The sequence below is a fragment of the Microtetraspora fusca genome (genome assembly GCF_001570365.1).
GTDB lineage: Bacteria > Actinomycetota > Actinomycetes > Streptosporangiales > Streptosporangiaceae > Microtetraspora > Microtetraspora fusca.
Genome location: NZ_BBYK01000054.1, coordinates 100,083 through 114,780, shown reverse-complemented (window position 1 = coordinate 114,780; position 14,698 = coordinate 100,083). Strand labels below are relative to the sequence as shown.

Sequence of the window (14,698 nt, the reverse complement as noted above, 5' to 3'; positions counted from 1 at the left end):
GTACTCCTTCAGCTTCGGCCGAGCTTGGCGAGGGCGGGCAGGGCGACGTCGATGGCGGCGCGCTCCTCGGGGGTGAGGGAGCCGAGCTGGCGGCTGAGATAAGCGATCCTCGCCTCCCTTACGGCGTGCAGCCGGGCGCGGCCCTCCTCGGTGAGCTCGACGGTGCGCACGCGGGCGTCGGCCGGGTCGGCGGCGCGCGCGACGAGCCCGGCGTCCTCCAGCCGGTTGATCTGCACCGTCATGGTGGGGAGCTGCACCCCGTGTTCCTCGGCCAGCTCGGTCATCCGCCGGCCGCCGCCCTCCAGGGAGCCGAGCACGCCGTACTGCTGGGTGGTGATCGGCTGGCCCGCCGTCGTGCGGCGCAGCAGCATCACCAGGTGGCGCAGTTCGCGGGACAGGCGCTCGGCCAGCGCCTGCGTGTCATCCGTCGTCATAGTTTGCCATACTAACTTAGCCTGACTAACTATTCGCCCGGAGGGCCCCTCATATGCCTGATATTCCAGGAGCTTCCGGAAAGCGAAACGGCGGCCCCGGTGGCGGGGCCGCCGTTTCTCAGCGGATCAGACCGGCGAGATCACACGCGGGTCACCAGCCGCGCTCGGCCAGGCGGTGCGGCACCGGGATGTCGTCCACGTTGATGCCGACCATGGCCTCGCCCAGGCCGCGCGACACCTTCGCCACGACGTCCGGGTCGTCGTAGAACGTGGTCGCCTTGACGATGGCGGCGGCGCGCTTGGCCGGGTCGCCGGACTTGAAGATGCCGGAGCCGACGAAGACGCCCTCGGCGCCGAGCTGCATCATCATCGCGGCGTCGGCCGGGGTGGCGATGCCGCCCGCGGTGAACAGCACGACCGGGAGCTTGCCGGTCTTGGCCACCTCGGCGACCAGCTCGTACGGCGCCTGCAGCTCCTTGGCCGCGACGTACAGCTCGTCCTCGGCCAGCGAGGTGAGCCGCCGGATCTCGGCGCGGATCGTGCGCATGTGGGTGACGGCGTTGGAGACGTCGCCGGTGCCGGCCTCGCCCTTGGAGCGGATCATCGCGGCGCCCTCGGTGATGCGGCGCAGCGCCTCACCCAGGTTGGTGGCCCCACAGACGAAGGGGACGGTGAAACGCCACTTGTCGATGTGGTTGGCGTAGTCGGCGGGGGTGAGGACCTCGGACTCGTCGATGTAGTCGACGCCAAGCGCCTGCAGCACCTGGGCCTCGACGAAGTGGCCGATCCGGGCCTTGGCCATCACCGGGATCGACACGGCGCTGATGATGCCCTCGATCATGTCGGGGTCACTCATCCGGGAAACCCCGCCCTGGGCGCGGATGTCGGCGGGGACGCGCTCCAGCGCCATGACCGCGACCGCTCCCGCGTCCTCGGCGATCTTGGCCTGCTCGGGCGTGACGACGTCCATGATGACGCCGCCCTTGAGCATCTCGGCCATGCCCCGCTTCACGCGGGCGGTGCCGACGGCGGTCTCGTTGACTTCGGGCGTGCTGCTGGACACGTTGCTACCTCACGACGGCTGATCGGTGGATTCCCTTCCCATGGTAGGTCCTGACCGAACCTTGGCCCGACGCACCATCCTGTAAGGGTTCATGCCGCGTTTTGTACGCCGCGCCCATTCCTCCGTCGCGCCCGGCCCCGGCGCGGGTTTCCGTATGCGCTCGTCAGGGGGCGATGGGCTTGCGCGAGGCGAGCACGACCCAGACCTGGCCGCGCGCGAACGGCATCGGCGACCCGTCGGCCATGGTGTAGGTGGTGCCCCCCTCCTCGGAGGGGCGCTCCCACCTGACCTTGTACGCCATGCCGTCCCGCAGCACGACGCCGGTGCCCTTGCCGACGCTGTGGACCAGGGGCGTGTAGCTGCCGGTGAAGTCGTGGAACTCCGACCTCTCGGTCTTCACCCACTGCACCACGATCGTCGGCGCGCCCTGCTGGCCGCCCTCGGCCGCCATGTCCTTCTTGCCGTCCTGGGTGACCAGCCAGCGCTTCTGCGTCTCCGACCAGGCGAACTCGAAGTTCGCCGCGGGGTAGCGCACGCGTACCTTCTTCTGCGGCACTCCCCCGGCGGGCGGCTCGTCGGAGAAAACGAAGCCGACGTCGTCCGCCTTGGTCGCCTGGGACGCCTTCGCCAGCAGCTTGCGGGGGGTGGCGAACAGGTTGTACGGCGCGTACCGGCCCTGGGCGCGGAAGTAGGCGCCGGGCGTGCTGCTGTCGGAGACGTCGAACAGCGACGCCTTCTGCACGTACGGGATCATCTTGGTCTGCACACCCGAGTACGCCAGGGCGGGCTTGCCGAACTGCGGCAGGATGTGCAGGTCGGAGATCCGGGCGCTGCGGACCGGCCCCACCTGGGTGGGCAGCTTCGACGAGAAGATCGCCATGAGACGGGTGAGCCCGCCCTCGACCTGCTCGACGTAGACGATGTCGGCGCTGCGCACGCCCATCTGCGGCTTGCCGGCCGAGGTGTTCTCGATCTTCACGGCGAGCACCGGACGGCGCTGCGTGACCGGGCGGCCGGTGAACGGGTGCTCGGGCGGCGGGGTCGGCGACGGGGAGGCGGTCGCGGCCTGGGGCTGCGCGACCGGCGGCTTGTCACTGTCCGAGGAGCACGCGGCGCCGGCGAGAACCGCCCCCAGACCAAGCGTGACACCGATCATCCGTTGCGCCCGCACCCTCAAGCTCCTCCCTTGGAGAACCAGCCGAGACCAGCAGGAAACGCCGTATCTGGACCGGCTCGCGCCGCGAAATGGCAACGAGCTTACCGGTGCCGGATAGTAGATCCCGCTTGGAACGGTCAAAAGCGGCTATTCCGCCGCGAGGGCCGCCGGAGGCGCGTCGTCGATCTCGAAGAACCGAGGATATTCCGTGTGACCCGCCAGGCGGAGCGTACGCGCCAGCCATCGGCGTTGCGCCGTGCGGGTGACGTCGACGGCGTTGTTGTAGAAGCGCCGGGAGTAGACCACCTTGGCCACCGCGGCGTCGAGTTCCTCCAGCAGTTCCGGGCCGGTGGCGTGCTCGGCCAGCCTCTCCCGGAACCGGTCCTGGCCGACGACCGCGCGCAACGTCCGGGACAGGTCGCTCTCGGCGTGCTCGCGCTCGTCCGGCCCCGCCGTACGGGCCTCGTGGGCGGCGGCCGCGAGCACGAGCGAGGTCGCGGGGTCGAGGATGCGCGACCCGGCGAGCTCCAGGCAGACCGCCGCCCGCCGCAGCAGGGACGCGTCGAGCGCGGCCTGCGCGGTCTCCAGCCGGATGTGCAGCCGGTCGAGCCGGCCGGCCCGCCAGGAGATGTAGACGGCGGTGAGCACGACGATCACGCCCACCACGAGGATCAGGACCGTGGTCGTCACGAAGCGTCGTCCTCCACCACACCGGCGGTCGCGTCGGTCACGGTCTCGTAGACGCGCGACACGTCGCGGGCGACGGTGGACCAGTCGTACTTGCGCACCGCCTGCCGCGCCTCGTCGGACAACTTGGCGCGACACCCGGGGTCGTCGAGGAGCCGGGCCGCCTCCTTGGCCAGGGCGGCCGCGTCGCCGGTGGCGAACAGCGCGCCGGCCTGGCCGTCACCGAGCACCCGCCGGAACGCGGGGATGTCGCTGGCCAGGATGGGCGCTCCGGCCGACATCGCCTCGGTGAGCACGATGCCGAAGCTCTCACCGCCCAGGTTGGGCGCGCAGAAGACGTCCACGGAGTGGTAGGCGCGCGCCTTGTCGCCCTCGCTGACCATGCCGAGCAGCCCGACCCGGTCGTGGAGCCGCTCGGGCAGGCGGCCGAGCACGTCGGCCGCGTCGCCGGGGCCGGCGATCAGCAGCCGCACGTCCGGCCGCTCCTCGGCGAGGATCTCGAAGGCCGACAGCAGGACGGGCAGCCCCTTGCGCGGCTCGTCCATCCGCCCGAGGAAGCCGATGACGCCGCCGTCCGGCCCCCAGCCGGGCAGCGGCTCGGCCTCGGCGTACCGGCTGACGGTGACGCCGTTGGGGATCAGCACGGCGTCGCCGCCGAGGTGCTCGACCAGGGTCTTGCGCGCCGCGTCGGAGACCGCGATGCGCGCGGTGATCTTCTCCAGCGCGCTCTGCAGCATCGGCGCCGCCACCGACATGGCGCGGGAGCGCTCGTAGGAGGCGTGGAACGTCCCCACGATCGGGCCGCGCGCCACCCAGCAGGCGAGCAGGCCGAGGGACGGCACGGCGGGCTCGTGGACGTGCAGCACGTCGAACCGGCCCTCGCGGATCCACTTGCGGACCCGCCCGGCCGACAGGAAGCCGAACGCCAGCCGCGCCACCGACCCGTTGTACGGCACCGGCACCGCGCGGCCCGCCGAGACGACGTACGGCTCCAGCGGGGCGTCGTCGCCCGCCGGGGCCATGACCGAGACGAAGTGGCCGTCGGCGATGAGCGCCTCGGCGAGGTCGCGCACGTGGGCCTGGACGCCGCCCGGCACCTCCCAGGTGTACGGACAGACGATGCCGATCCTCATGACGCGCCCGCGGGTCGCGGCTCCAGGTCGTCGAGCCACAGCCGCTGGAGCATGTGCCAGTCCTCCGGGTGCTCGGCGATGCCCTTCTCGAACACGGACGCCATCTGCTGGGTCATGACGGCGACCTTGTCCCGGCGCGTGCCCTCCTCGGGGATCGGGATCTCCTCGTGGACCCGCAACCCCCAGCCGGACTCCTCGAACCACAGGGTGGCGGGCAACAGGGCCGCCCCGGTCTGGATCGCGAGCAGCGCGGGCCCGGCGACCATCCGGGTGCGCGCGCCGAAGAAGTCGACCTCGACACCGGACGCGGTCAGGTCGCGGTCGGCGGGCAGGCAGACCGCGCGGCCCGCCCGCAGCCGCTGGGCGAGCGTGCCGAACGCCATGCCGCTGCCGCCGTCCTTGCCGGTGAGCGGCAGCACCTCCATGCCGAGGCTCTGCCGGTAGGCGAGGAAGCGCTCGAACAGCGACTCGGGCTTGAGCCGCTCGGCCACGGTGGTGAACGGGTGCCCCTTGTGCACCAGCCAGGCTCCGGCGACGTCCCAGTTGCCCATGTGCGGCAGGGCGAGCACCACGCCGCGGTTCCTGGCGAGGTTGTCGAAGATCGCCTGCTCGCCGCCGGCGCGGGTGCCACGGAGGATCCGCTCGCGATTCATGGAGGGGAGGCGGAACGCCTCGACCCAGTAGCGGAAGTACGAACGCAGCCCGGCCCGGCTGAGCTCGCGCACCGCCGCGGAGCCGGCGTCGGCGCCGACGACGCGGGCCAGGTTGGACTCCAGCCGGCGTACGGCCTTGCCCCGCCGGCGCCACATCACGTCGGCGATGCTCTGGAAGATCCATCGGGCCAGGCGCTCGGGGAGGCGCCGGACCACCACCCATCCCGCGGAGTAGCTCGCCGCGACGATCCGATCGGCAACGGGAAGCCGCCCGTCGGGGCGATTCACCTGACCACCGCCTGTCGGTAGACGTGGACCATCCGCTGGACGACCGTGACCGCGCTCGCCGCCGCGAGCAGCCACAGCCCGGCCGCCAGGATGTACGGCACGCCCAGGCCCGAGAGCCCGGTCGCGACGAGGATGACGACGAGCCGTTCGCCGCGCTCGGCGATCCCGACGTTCGCCGTCATCCCGAGCCCCTCCGCCCGAGCCTTGGCGTATGACACCAATGCTCCCGCGACGAGACAGAAGAGCGCCACGCCCGCGAGGACGATCTCCGGCTCGTCCTCAAGGATGAAGTGGAGGATGAGCCCGGAGAAGATCGCGGCGTCGCCGAGCCGGTCGAGGGTCGAGTCGAGGAAGGCCCCCCACTTGCTGCCCGTGCCGCCGCTCATTCTGGCGAGCACGCCGTCGAGCAGGTCGGCGAGGACGAAGATCGTGATCGCGAGCGCACCCCAGAAGAGGTGGCCCATGGGGAAGAGGGTCAGCGCCGCGGCCACCACGCCCAGCGTGCCGACCGCGGTGACGACGTCGGGGGAGATCCCGTGGCGGGCGAGCACCCGCCCCAGGGGGGTCAGCACTCGGGTGACGACGGGGCGCAGGATGTTCAGCATCGCGCTCCCGATCGTAGGCCATGGAACGCCTGGTGAGGCGACCAAGCCCATTCCGGAGATAGGTCTTGTGATCTGCGCCACATGGGTAAAAGGTGAAGAACACGCGCCTGGGATTCCCGGCGGGGAGGACGGGCCGCCCGGCCAGGACGACCCGGGGCGAGGGGCTCCGCCGGCGTCCGGGTGGCGCGCGCAGCGACGGCAGAGCGGCCGGCGCCCCGGCCGCTCGCAGATCCGGGAGGCGAAGTGGCGGAAAAGGCGAACGGCGGCCCCGCAGGGGCCGCGGGCAGGGCACCCTCGGCCGATCGGCCGGACATGGTGCGCAATGTCGTGCTGGTCGGCCATTCCGGAGCCGGCAAGACCACGCTGATCGAGGCGCTGCTGGCGGCGACGGGCACCGTCCCCCGCCCCGGACGGGTGGAGGACGGCACGACGGTCAGCGACTTCGACGAGGTGGAGGTGCGCCAGCAGCGCTCGGTCAACCTCTCTCTCGCCCCGCTCGTACACAACGGCATCAAGATCAATCTTCTCGACACGCCGGGATACGCGGACTTCGTCGGCGACCTTCGCGCCGGGCTCCGGGCGGCGGACGCGGCGCTCTTCGTCGTCTCCGCCGTGGACGGCGTGGACGGGCTCACCCGGATGATCTGGGAGGAGTGCGGCCTGGTCGGCATGCCGCGCGCCGTGGTCATCACCAAGATCGACCACCACCGCGCGAACTTCGACGAGGTGCTCGCGAGCTGCCAGGACGCGTTCGGCGACGGCGTGGCCCCGCTGTACCTGCCGGTCGACGGCAGGGGGCTGCTCGGCCTGCTGTCCCAGCGGTTCCTCGACTACTCCGGCGGCGCCCGCGCCGACCGGGAGCCCGACGCGGAGCAGCTCGCCCTGATCGGGCAGTACCGCGGCGACCTGATCGAGGGGATCATCCAGGAAAGCGAGGACGAGTCCCTGATGGACCGCTACCTCTCGGGCGAGTCCATCGACACCAAGATCCTTATCGACGACCTGGAGAAGGCCGTCGCGCGGGGCAGCTTCTATCCGGTGCTGGCGGCCGCCCCGGGAACGGGGATGATCGAGATCCTCGAGGTCGTCACGCAGGGCTTCCCGTCACCGTTGGAGCACCCGCTGCCCGAGATCACCACGATCGACGGCAAGGCCGTGACGAACATCACCTGCGATCCCGACGGCCCGCTCGTTGCCGAGGTCGTCAAGACCACGAGCGACCCGTACGTCGGGCGGATCAGCCTGGTCCGGGTGTTCTCCGGAACGTTGCGCCCGGACATGCTCGTCCACGTGTCGGGACACGGGCTCGCCGACCGCGGGCACGAGGACCACGACGTGGACGAGCGCATCGGCGGGCTCGGCTCGCCGCTGGGCAAGACGCAGCGCCCGGTGTCCAAGTGCGTCGCCGGGGACATCTGCGCGATCGCCAAACTGTCCCGGGCCGAGACCGGCGACACCCTGTCGGACAAGGACCGGCCGCTGCTGATGAAGGCCTGGGACATGCCCGAGCCGCTGCTGCCGGTCGCGATCCAGGCCCGGTCCAAGGCGGACGAGGACAAGCTCAGCCAGGCGCTGGCCCGCCTGGTGGCCGAGGATCCGACGCTCCGGCTGGAGAACAACGCCGAGACCCGCCAGCTCGTGCTGTGGTGCATGGGAGAGGCGCACGCCGACGTCCTGCTCGACCGGATGTCCCGGCGGTACGGCGTGGAGGTGGAGCGGATCCCGCTCCGGGTGCCGCTCCGCGAGACCTTCGGCGGCCGGGCCCAGGGCATGGGCCGCAACGTCAAGCAGACCGGCGGCCACGGACAGTACGCGATCTGCCACATCGAGGTCGAGCCGCTGCCCTCGGGAGGCGGCCTGGAGTTCGTCGACAAGATCGTCGGCGGCGTGGTGCCCCGCCAGTTCATCCCGTCCGTGGAGAAGGGCGTGCGGGCGCAGATGGAACGCGGCGTGCTGGCCGGATATCCGGTGGTGGACATCCGCGTCACGCTCTACGACGGGAAGGCCCACTCCGTCGACTCCTCGGACATGGCCTTCCAGGTCGCGGGGCAGCTCGCGTTGAAGGAGGCGGCGGCCAAGGTGTCCGCACTGCTGCTCGAACCCGTGGACGAGGTCTCCGTCCTGGTGTCCGACGAGTTCGTCGGCGCCGTGATGTCGGACCTGTCCTCGCGTCGCGGCCGCGTGCTCGGCAGCGAGCCGGCGGGCGGGGGACGCACCCTCGTCAAGGCCGAGGTCCCCGAGTTGGAGATCACCCGGTACGCGGTGGACCTGCGCTCGATGTCCCACGGGACGGGGACGTTCCACCGGGAGTTCCTGCGCTACGAGCCGCTCCCGGCCCACCTCGCGGAGAAGGTCGCGGCCGCGGCCGAGCACTGATCCCGTACCCGCGGGCCGGGCGCCGGACCACCGGCGCCCGGCCGCCGGTACGGGACGATCCCCGCGTTTTCGCCATCGGGTTTGCTCTTCCGGCCAAACCATCGGCCGGTCGATGACAAACTGAGGACCCATGGCGAATCGGGAGGGCCGCCGCATGCGGGCGAGCAGTGAGGAAGGCGCGCCGGATCGGCCGCGGTCGATACGCGTCCCGCTTCTGGCGAGCCTGGTCATCGCGGGGGCGAGCGCCGGAGCCGCCTACGCGTTCGGCCCCCAGCCCGCCCCGAAGAAGACCACGACGGTGCGGGCCGCCACGGCGGCGGAGACCTGCACGGCGAGCGGCTCCCATCCCAAGCGGCAGCTTCGCGGGGTGTGGATCGCGACCGTGCACAACACGGACTGGCCCTCCAAGCCCGGCCTCTCCCCCGCCCGGCAGCAGGCCGAGTACGTCAAGATCCTCGACGAGGCCGTCCAGCGTCGGCTCAACGCGGTGTTCGTCCAGGTCCGGCCGGAGTCGGACGCGATCTACCGCTCCTCGCTCGAACCCTGGTCGAAGTACCTCACCGGCACCGCCGGCAAGGACCCGGGCTGGGACCCGCTGCCGTTCCTGATCTCCGAGGCGCACAAGCGCGGCCTGGAGTTCCACGCCTGGTTCAACCCGTACCGCGCGGCGGACGGGGCGGCGAACGCCGCGGCGCTCCCGGCCGGGCACCCGGCGCGGCTCCACCCCGACTGGACGGTCAGCCACGAGGGGAAGCTCTACTACAACCCCGGGCTGCCGCAGGTGCGCGCCTGGGTGACCAGGGTCGTCACCGACGTGGTGCGCCGCTACGACGTGGACGGGGTCCACTTCGACGACTACTTCTATCCGTATCCGGGCAACGGCACCCGGTTCGCCGACGCCGCGGCGCACGCCAAGTACGGCAAGGGCGTCAAGCTGGCCGACTGGCGCCGCGAGAACGTCAACAAGCTCGTCGCGCAGGTGTCCTCGGCCGTGCACAAGACGAAGGCGTACGTGAAGTTCGGGATCAGCCCGTTCGGCATCTGGCGCAACGAGTCGGACGACCCGAAGGGATCGGCCACCAAGGGCATGTCGGCCTACGACGCGATCTACGCGGACGCGAAGGCGTGGATCAAGGCGGGGTCGGTGGACTACCTCATCCCGCAGCTCTACTGGCCGCGCGGGTTCGCCGCGGCGGACTACGACGCGCTGGTGCCCTGGTGGGCCGAGGCGGTGCGCGGCACCGACGTCGATCTCTACATCGGCCAGGCGCTCTACCGCGTCGGCACCAGGGATACCCCCGCCTGGACGAAACCGGCGGAGATGCCCTCCCACCTGACGGTGAACCGGCGTTACCCCGAGGTGAAGGGCGACGTCTACTTCAGCGCCAAGGGCCTGGCCGCCAACCCGCTGGGCGTGCTGGACCGGCTCGAGAAGAACCACTACACGCGCCCCGCGTTGCTTCCGCTGATCAAGGGCCTGCCGGCCGGCGCCCCGGCCACGCCGGCGAACCTGAAGAGCTCCGCCGGGACGTTGACCTGGAGCCCGGCGGACGGCGCGCGGGCGTACGCCGTCTACCGGGCCGACGGCAAGAACGCCGACTGCGCGACCGTGGACGCGCGGCACCTGGTGGCACTCGTCCCGGCCGAAGGCAGCCCGGCGTACGCGGCGAAGGAGGGCGGCGACTACTTCGTCACCGCCCTCGACCGGCTGAACAACGAGAGCGACGCCGCGCGGGTCACGGTCAAGCTCCCCTGATCCGGGCGGCGTCCGTCCGGGCGACGTCTCTCACGCCGCCCTCCCCGGTCGCGACCTTTCCAGGCCGGGAGACCTTCGGGTTTCAGGCGGAGGGCCAGGCGTCGGCGAGCAGCTCCCGGGTGTCGCGCAGGAGCTGCGGCAGCACCTTGGTCTGCCCCACCACCGGCATGAAGTTCGTGTCGCCGCCCCACCTCGGCACCACGTGCTGGTGCAGGTGGGCGGCGATGCCGGCGCCCGCCACCTGGCCCAGGTTCATGCCCACGTTGAACCCCTGGGCGCCGCTCGCCTTGCGCAGCGCCTGCAGCGACCGCTTGGTGAAGTCGGCCAGCTCGGCGGTCTCCGCCTCGTCCAGGTCGGCGTAGTCGGCGACGTGCCGGTACGGGCACACCATCAGGTGGCCCGAGTTGTACGGATAGAGGTTGAGCACGGCGAAAACGGCGGAGCCCCTGGCCACGATGAGGCCGTCCTCGTCGCTCATCGCGGGGATCTCGCAGAACGGGCAGCCGTCCCCGGGCCCCGACCCGCTGGGCTTGTTCTCCCCCTTGATGTAGGCCATGCGGTGCGGAGTCCAGAGCCTCCCAAACGCGTCAGGCACTCCCGCTCCCGGCTGCAGCTCCGGCTCGTTCGTCATGCGGGCCAGCATATTGCGGCCCATGGCGGGCCTCGCGTACGGCTCCGGCGAGATCCGTAGATACCGGATAAATCACATCAGGTTCCGGCAGAATCACGTGCTGAGCGAGCCCACGGATCTTCCATTCTCCGAGGAGTGTTCAGATGTCCGATGTCGCCACCATCGAGGAACCGGTCGAGGAGCGGGCCGAGGAGCCCGTCGGCGGTCCGGCCGATCCGGGCGCCGCACGGGAGACCTCCGATGGCACGGCGGGCGACGGCGTGTCCGGCCTGCTGGGAGCGTCCGTCGTCAAGGGCCGCATCAAGGTCGCCGACGAGGTGGTCGAGAAGGTCGCGGCGCTCGCCGCGCTGGAGATCCCCGGTGTGGCCGACCTGGGCGGCGACTTCGAGCGCGCCTTCGAGGCGGTCCGGGACCGCATCGGCGTCGGCTCCAAGCGGGCGACCCAGGGCGTGCGCGCGCAGATCGAGAACCAGCAGGTGGCGGTGGACGTGACCATCGTCATCGTGTACGGGCACGTGGTGATGGACGTGGCCGCCGAGGTCAAGGTCAACGTGGCCAGGTCGGTGAGCCGGATGCTGGGGATGCGGGTCGTCGAGGTCAACGTGACCGTGGACGACGTGCGCCTGCCGGGCGAGGGCCGGAACGGCCGCGCCGCCGAGGACGACGAGGCGACCTGACCCCTCCGCCGTCCGGACGCGAAAGCCCCCGCCGCTCCTTCCGGGCGGCGGGGGCTCGCGACGGCCGGGCGGCGCTCCCGTGAGGGGAACGGCGCCCGGCTGTGATCAGACCTGGATCCGGCGGTCGATCGCGTCGACGATCTCGGCGATCGCCTCGTCGATCGGCACCCCGTTCTTCTGCTCGCCGTTGCGGTAGCGGAAGGAGACCGCGCCGCTGGCGATGTCGTCGTCACCCGCGAGCAGCATGAACGGCACCTTGGCCTTCTGCGCGTTGCGGATCTTCTTCTGCATCCGGTCGTCGGCCGTGTCGACCTCGACCCGGACACCCCGCTCCCGCAGCCGCTTGGCGACATCCTGCAGGTACGGTGCGTGCGCGTCGGCGATCGGGATGCCGACGACCTGGACCGGGGCCAGCCACGGAGGGAAGGCGCCCGCGTAGTGCTCGACCAGCACGCCGAAGAACCGCTCGATCGAGCCGAACAGCGCGCGGTGGATCTTGACCGGCCGCTTCCGGCTGCCGTCGGCCGCCTGGTACTCCAGCTCGAAGAGCTCGGGCAGGTTGAAGTCGAGCTGGATGGTCGACATCTGCCAGGAGCGGCCGATGGCGTCCCGGGCCTGCACCGAGATCTTGGGGCCGTAGAAGGCCGCGCCGCCCGGGTCGAGGACGAGTTCGAGCTTCTCGGACTCGGCCACCTCGCGCAGCGTCTGGGTGGCCTCCTCCCACACCTCGTCGGAGCCGACGTACTTCTCCGGGTCCTTGGTGGACAGCTCCAGGTAGAAGTCGTCGAGGCCGTAGTCGCGGAGCAGGTCGAGCACGAACCGCAGCAGCGACTTCAGCTCGTCGCGCATCTGCTCCTGGGTGCAGTAGATGTGCGCGTCGTCCTGGGTGAGCCCGCGCACCCGGGTCAGGCCGTGGACCACGCCGGACTTCTCGTACCGGTAGACGGTGCCGAACTCGAACAGGCGCAGCGGCAGCTCACGGTAGGAACGGCCGCGGGCCCGGAAGATGAGGTTGTGCATCGGGCAGTTCATCGGCTTGAGGTAGTACCGCGCGCCCTCAAGCTCCATGGGCGGGAACATGCCGTCCGCGTACCAGTCGAGGTGACCGGAGATCTTGTAGAGGTTCTCCTTGGTGATGTGCGGGGTGTTGACGAAGGAGTACCCCGCCTCCTCGTGCTTGCGGCGCGAGTACTCCTCCATGACCCGCCGGATCACACCGCCCTTGGGGTGGAAGACCGGCAGGCCCGAGCCCAGCTCGTCGGGGAAGGAGAACAGGTCGAGCTCGGCGCCCAGCTTGCGGTGGTCGCGCTTCTCGGCCTCCTCAAGCATGCGGAGGTACTCGTCCTGCTTGTCCCGCGACTCCCAGGCGGTGCCGTAGATGCGCTGGAGCTGCGGGTTCTTCTCGCTGCCGCGCCAGTACGCGCCGCCGCTGCGCATCAGCTTGAACGCCGGGATGACCCGGGTGGACGGCAGGTGCGGGCCCCGGCACAGGTCCTTCCAGCACAGCTCGCCCGACTTGGGGTCGAGGTTGTCGTAGATGGTGAGCTGGCCGCCGCCGACCTCGACGTCCGCGCCGTCGGCCGCGTCGGCCGCGCCGCCCTTGAGACCGATCAGCTCCAGCTTGTACGGCTCGCCGGCGAGCTCCTCGCGGGCCTCCTCGTCGCCGACCGGGCGCCGTCGGAAGGTCTGGCCCTGCTTGACGATCTCGCGCATCCGCTTCTCGACGCGCTTGAGGTCGTCCGGGGTGAAGGGCTCCTGGACGTCGAAGTCGTAGTAGAAGCCGTTCTCCACCGGCGGGCCGATGCCGAGCTTCGCCTCCGGGAAGATCTCCTGCACGGCCTGGGCCATCACGTGCGCGGTGGAGTGGCGCAGGATGGCGCGGCCGTCGGCGCTGTCGATGGCGACCGGCTCGATCACGTCGCCGTCGGCCACCTCGGCGGCCAGGTCGCGCAGCTCTCCGTTGACCCGGGCGGCGATGACCGACCGGCCGTCGGCGTCGAGCGCCTGCCCGGCCGTCGTGCCCGCCGCCACCACGCGCTCGGCTCCGGCGAGGGTGATGCGTATTTCGAGGGCGGCAGACACGGGTAGCTCCTTGCTCGATTCCCGATGGATGAGACGACCGGCGGAGCCGCGCAGGAGTGCGACGCGCTCGCGGCACCTCACCTTCCGATGGTTACCTTCCGATGCTACCGGTGCCGTCGAGGCGAATTCGCGCGCTTATCCCCCATCTCATCGATCACAGTTCGCTTTCCGCGCCCAGGCGCCTCGGGCGACTCGGCCCTCGGCCGCCGCGTACGGATCTCATCGGGAAGGTCGCCGATGTCGCCGCCCGATCCGGCCGGTCACCCGTTCCCGCCTGTCCCTCTTCGTCCGTACCGTCACACGTGACCCGCCCTATGAGGCGCTTTAGTGCGAGATAGGTACTTATACGGGGATTTATCCCCATTCCTTGAGCGGGGGTCCGGGAAGAAGGTGTCCCGGGGAGGTCCCACGCGGACGAGGACCCGGGGGGAATGAGTCATGGGCGAGCACGCGTCACCGTCCGCGCCGGCGGACACTGTCGACCAGGAAGGCCGTCACGGCGCCGATCGTCGTTTCGGGCACGGCCGGCGAACGTTGGCACAGGCTTTCGCGCATGCTCTGGGGCTCGCCTTCGGAGACGGCGGTCGGCACGCCCCGTCACCTGGGGAGGGCGAGCCGGACAGCGCGTCCTGGGTGCTCGAGGGGCACGCGTCCTGCGTACGCCGGGCCCGGCGGCTGGTCCGCGACCAGCTCGGCCTCTGGGGGCTGCGCGACCGGCGCGGCGTGGCCGACCCGCTGGTGACGGAGTTGGTCGGCGAAGCCCTGCGGCTCGCGGGCGGGCCGATGCGGCTCAGCCTCTACCTCGTCGACGACACGCTCCGCGCGGAGGTCGAGGCCGAGGACGCTGATGCCCGGCCCTCCTCGGGGACGTGCCCCGAGGCCGAGCCCCTCGGCGCGGGCCGCCGTGGGGGACGCGTCGCCTCCCCGGCTCGGGGACGGGCCGACGTGGTCGATCGGCAGGCGCTCGAACGGCTCGCCTGCTGCTGGGGCCGGGTCCACACGGCCACGGGCGTCGCCGTCTGGGCCGAGTTCCCGTCCGTGGGACGTCCCCGCCACGCTCACGACACCACACGGCGCTGACCGCGCCGCCGCGCACCACAGGCCGTTGCGACGGGCCCGCCCGTCGTGGTCATGGGCATTGGGCACGCGCCTGGCCT

At 71.2% G+C, this 14,698-nt stretch carries 13 protein-coding genes; 4 read left to right on the top strand and 9 right to left on the bottom strand.

Annotated features, from left to right (window positions below; genetic code table 11):
- Nucleotides 1-8 precede the first annotated feature (8 nt).
- The 7 genes from AWQ68_RS23950 to pgsA form a co-directional block, all read right to left on the bottom strand.
- A complete protein-coding gene (locus AWQ68_RS23950; RefSeq protein WP_066943844.1) occupies nucleotides 9-434 on the bottom strand; it encodes a MarR family winged helix-turn-helix transcriptional regulator in 426 nt (141 codons plus the stop codon).
- A gap of 151 nt (nucleotides 435-585) precedes the next feature.
- Nucleotides 586-1,497 carry a pyridoxal 5'-phosphate synthase lyase subunit PdxS gene (pdxS, locus tag AWQ68_RS23945; protein WP_084464336.1) on the bottom strand — a complete coding sequence of 304 codons (912 nt, stop codon included), beginning with the start codon at nucleotides 1,495-1,497 and terminating at the stop codon, nucleotides 586-588.
- Nucleotides 1,498-1,660: 163 nt separating this feature from the next.
- Nucleotides 1,661-2,668 (bottom strand): DUF3048 domain-containing protein, encoded by a 1,008-nt coding sequence (locus AWQ68_RS23940; RefSeq protein WP_245656062.1) that lies wholly within the window; start codon nucleotides 2,666-2,668, stop codon nucleotides 1,661-1,663.
- 132 nt (nucleotides 2,669-2,800) lie between these two features.
- Complete coding sequence (locus AWQ68_RS23935) at nucleotides 2,801-3,343, bottom strand: hypothetical protein (RefSeq protein WP_066943840.1); 543 nt, start codon at nucleotides 3,341-3,343, stop codon at nucleotides 2,801-2,803.
- A complete protein-coding gene (locus AWQ68_RS23930; RefSeq protein ID WP_066943838.1) occupies nucleotides 3,340-4,473 on the bottom strand; it encodes a glycosyltransferase family 4 protein in 1,134 nt (377 codons plus the stop codon). The genes AWQ68_RS23935 and AWQ68_RS23930 overlap by 4 nt, the downstream gene beginning before the upstream one ends.
- Nucleotides 4,470-5,414 (bottom strand): phosphatidylinositol mannoside acyltransferase, encoded by a 945-nt coding sequence (locus AWQ68_RS23925; protein WP_066943836.1) that lies wholly within the window; start codon nucleotides 5,412-5,414, stop codon nucleotides 4,470-4,472. The genes AWQ68_RS23930 and AWQ68_RS23925 overlap by 4 nt, the downstream gene beginning before the upstream one ends.
- Nucleotides 5,411-6,019, bottom strand: a complete 609-nt coding sequence (gene pgsA / locus AWQ68_RS23920) for a phosphatidylinositol phosphate synthase (protein ID WP_066943834.1) — start codon at nucleotides 6,017-6,019, stop codon at nucleotides 5,411-5,413. The genes AWQ68_RS23925 and pgsA overlap by 4 nt, the downstream gene beginning before the upstream one ends.
- Nucleotides 6,020-6,262: 243 nt before the next feature.
- Between pgsA and AWQ68_RS23915 the strand changes: the two genes are divergently transcribed.
- Together AWQ68_RS23915 and AWQ68_RS23910 are read left to right on the top strand one after the other, a co-directional pair.
- Nucleotides 6,263-8,395 carry an elongation factor G-like protein EF-G2 gene (locus AWQ68_RS23915; RefSeq protein ID WP_066943832.1) on the top strand — a complete coding sequence of 711 codons (2,133 nt, stop codon included), beginning with the start codon at nucleotides 6,263-6,265 and terminating at the stop codon, nucleotides 8,393-8,395.
- Nucleotides 8,396-8,525: 130 nt separating this feature from the next.
- On the top strand, nucleotides 8,526-10,151 hold the full coding sequence (locus AWQ68_RS23910; RefSeq protein WP_245656061.1) for a family 10 glycosylhydrolase: 1,626 nt from the start codon (nucleotides 8,526-8,528) through the stop codon (nucleotides 10,149-10,151).
- Nucleotides 10,152-10,233: 82 nt separating this feature from the next.
- On the opposite strand, the gene AWQ68_RS23905 is transcribed toward AWQ68_RS23910, so the two are convergent.
- On the bottom strand, nucleotides 10,234-10,782 hold the full coding sequence (locus AWQ68_RS23905) for an HIT family protein (protein WP_218007000.1): 549 nt from the start codon (nucleotides 10,780-10,782) through the stop codon (nucleotides 10,234-10,236).
- Nucleotides 10,783-10,925: 143 nt separating this feature from the next.
- On the opposite strand from AWQ68_RS23905, the gene AWQ68_RS23900 reads away from it, so the two are divergent.
- The gene (locus AWQ68_RS23900) at nucleotides 10,926-11,459 is read left to right on the top strand and encodes an Asp23/Gls24 family envelope stress response protein (protein ID WP_066943828.1); all 534 of its coding nucleotides are present in this window, start codon (nucleotides 10,926-10,928) and stop codon (nucleotides 11,457-11,459) included.
- Nucleotides 11,460-11,564: 105 nt separating this feature from the next.
- Here the strand turns inward: AWQ68_RS23900 and thrS are convergent, their stop codons facing one another.
- The gene (gene thrS, locus AWQ68_RS23895; RefSeq protein ID WP_066943826.1) at nucleotides 11,565-13,541 is read right to left on the bottom strand and encodes a threonine--tRNA ligase; all 1,977 of its coding nucleotides are present in this window, start codon (nucleotides 13,539-13,541) and stop codon (nucleotides 11,565-11,567) included.
- A gap of 534 nt (nucleotides 13,542-14,075) precedes the next feature.
- Between thrS and AWQ68_RS23890 the strand changes: the two genes are divergently transcribed.
- Nucleotides 14,076-14,621: a hypothetical protein gene (locus tag AWQ68_RS23890; protein ID WP_157545639.1), complete on the top strand. Its 546-nt coding sequence runs from the start codon at nucleotides 14,076-14,078 to the stop codon at nucleotides 14,619-14,621.
- Nucleotides 14,622-14,698 lie beyond the last annotated feature (77 nt).

What these genes read in the sequence shown, in the direction of transcription:
- AWQ68_RS23950 (WP_066943844.1), bottom strand. Translation starts at nt 434, where the DNA reads ATGACGACGGATGACACGCAGGCGCTGGCCGAGCGCCTGTCCCGCGAA.
- AWQ68_RS23930 (WP_066943838.1), bottom strand. Translation starts at nt 4,473, where the DNA reads ATGAGGATCGGCATCGTCTGTCCGTACACCTGGGAGGTGCCGGGCGGC.
- pgsA (WP_066943834.1), bottom strand. Translation starts at nt 6,019, where the DNA reads ATGCTGAACATCCTGCGCCCCGTCGTCACCCGAGTGCTGACCCCCCTG.
- AWQ68_RS23910 (WP_245656061.1), top strand. Translation starts at nt 8,526, where the DNA reads ATGGCGAATCGGGAGGGCCGCCGCATGCGGGCGAGCAGTGAGGAAGGC.
- AWQ68_RS23905 (WP_218007000.1), bottom strand. Translation starts at nt 10,782, where the DNA reads ATGACGAACGAGCCGGAGCTGCAGCCGGGAGCGGGAGTGCCTGACGCG.
- AWQ68_RS23900 (WP_066943828.1), top strand. Translation starts at nt 10,926, where the DNA reads ATGTCCGATGTCGCCACCATCGAGGAACCGGTCGAGGAGCGGGCCGAG.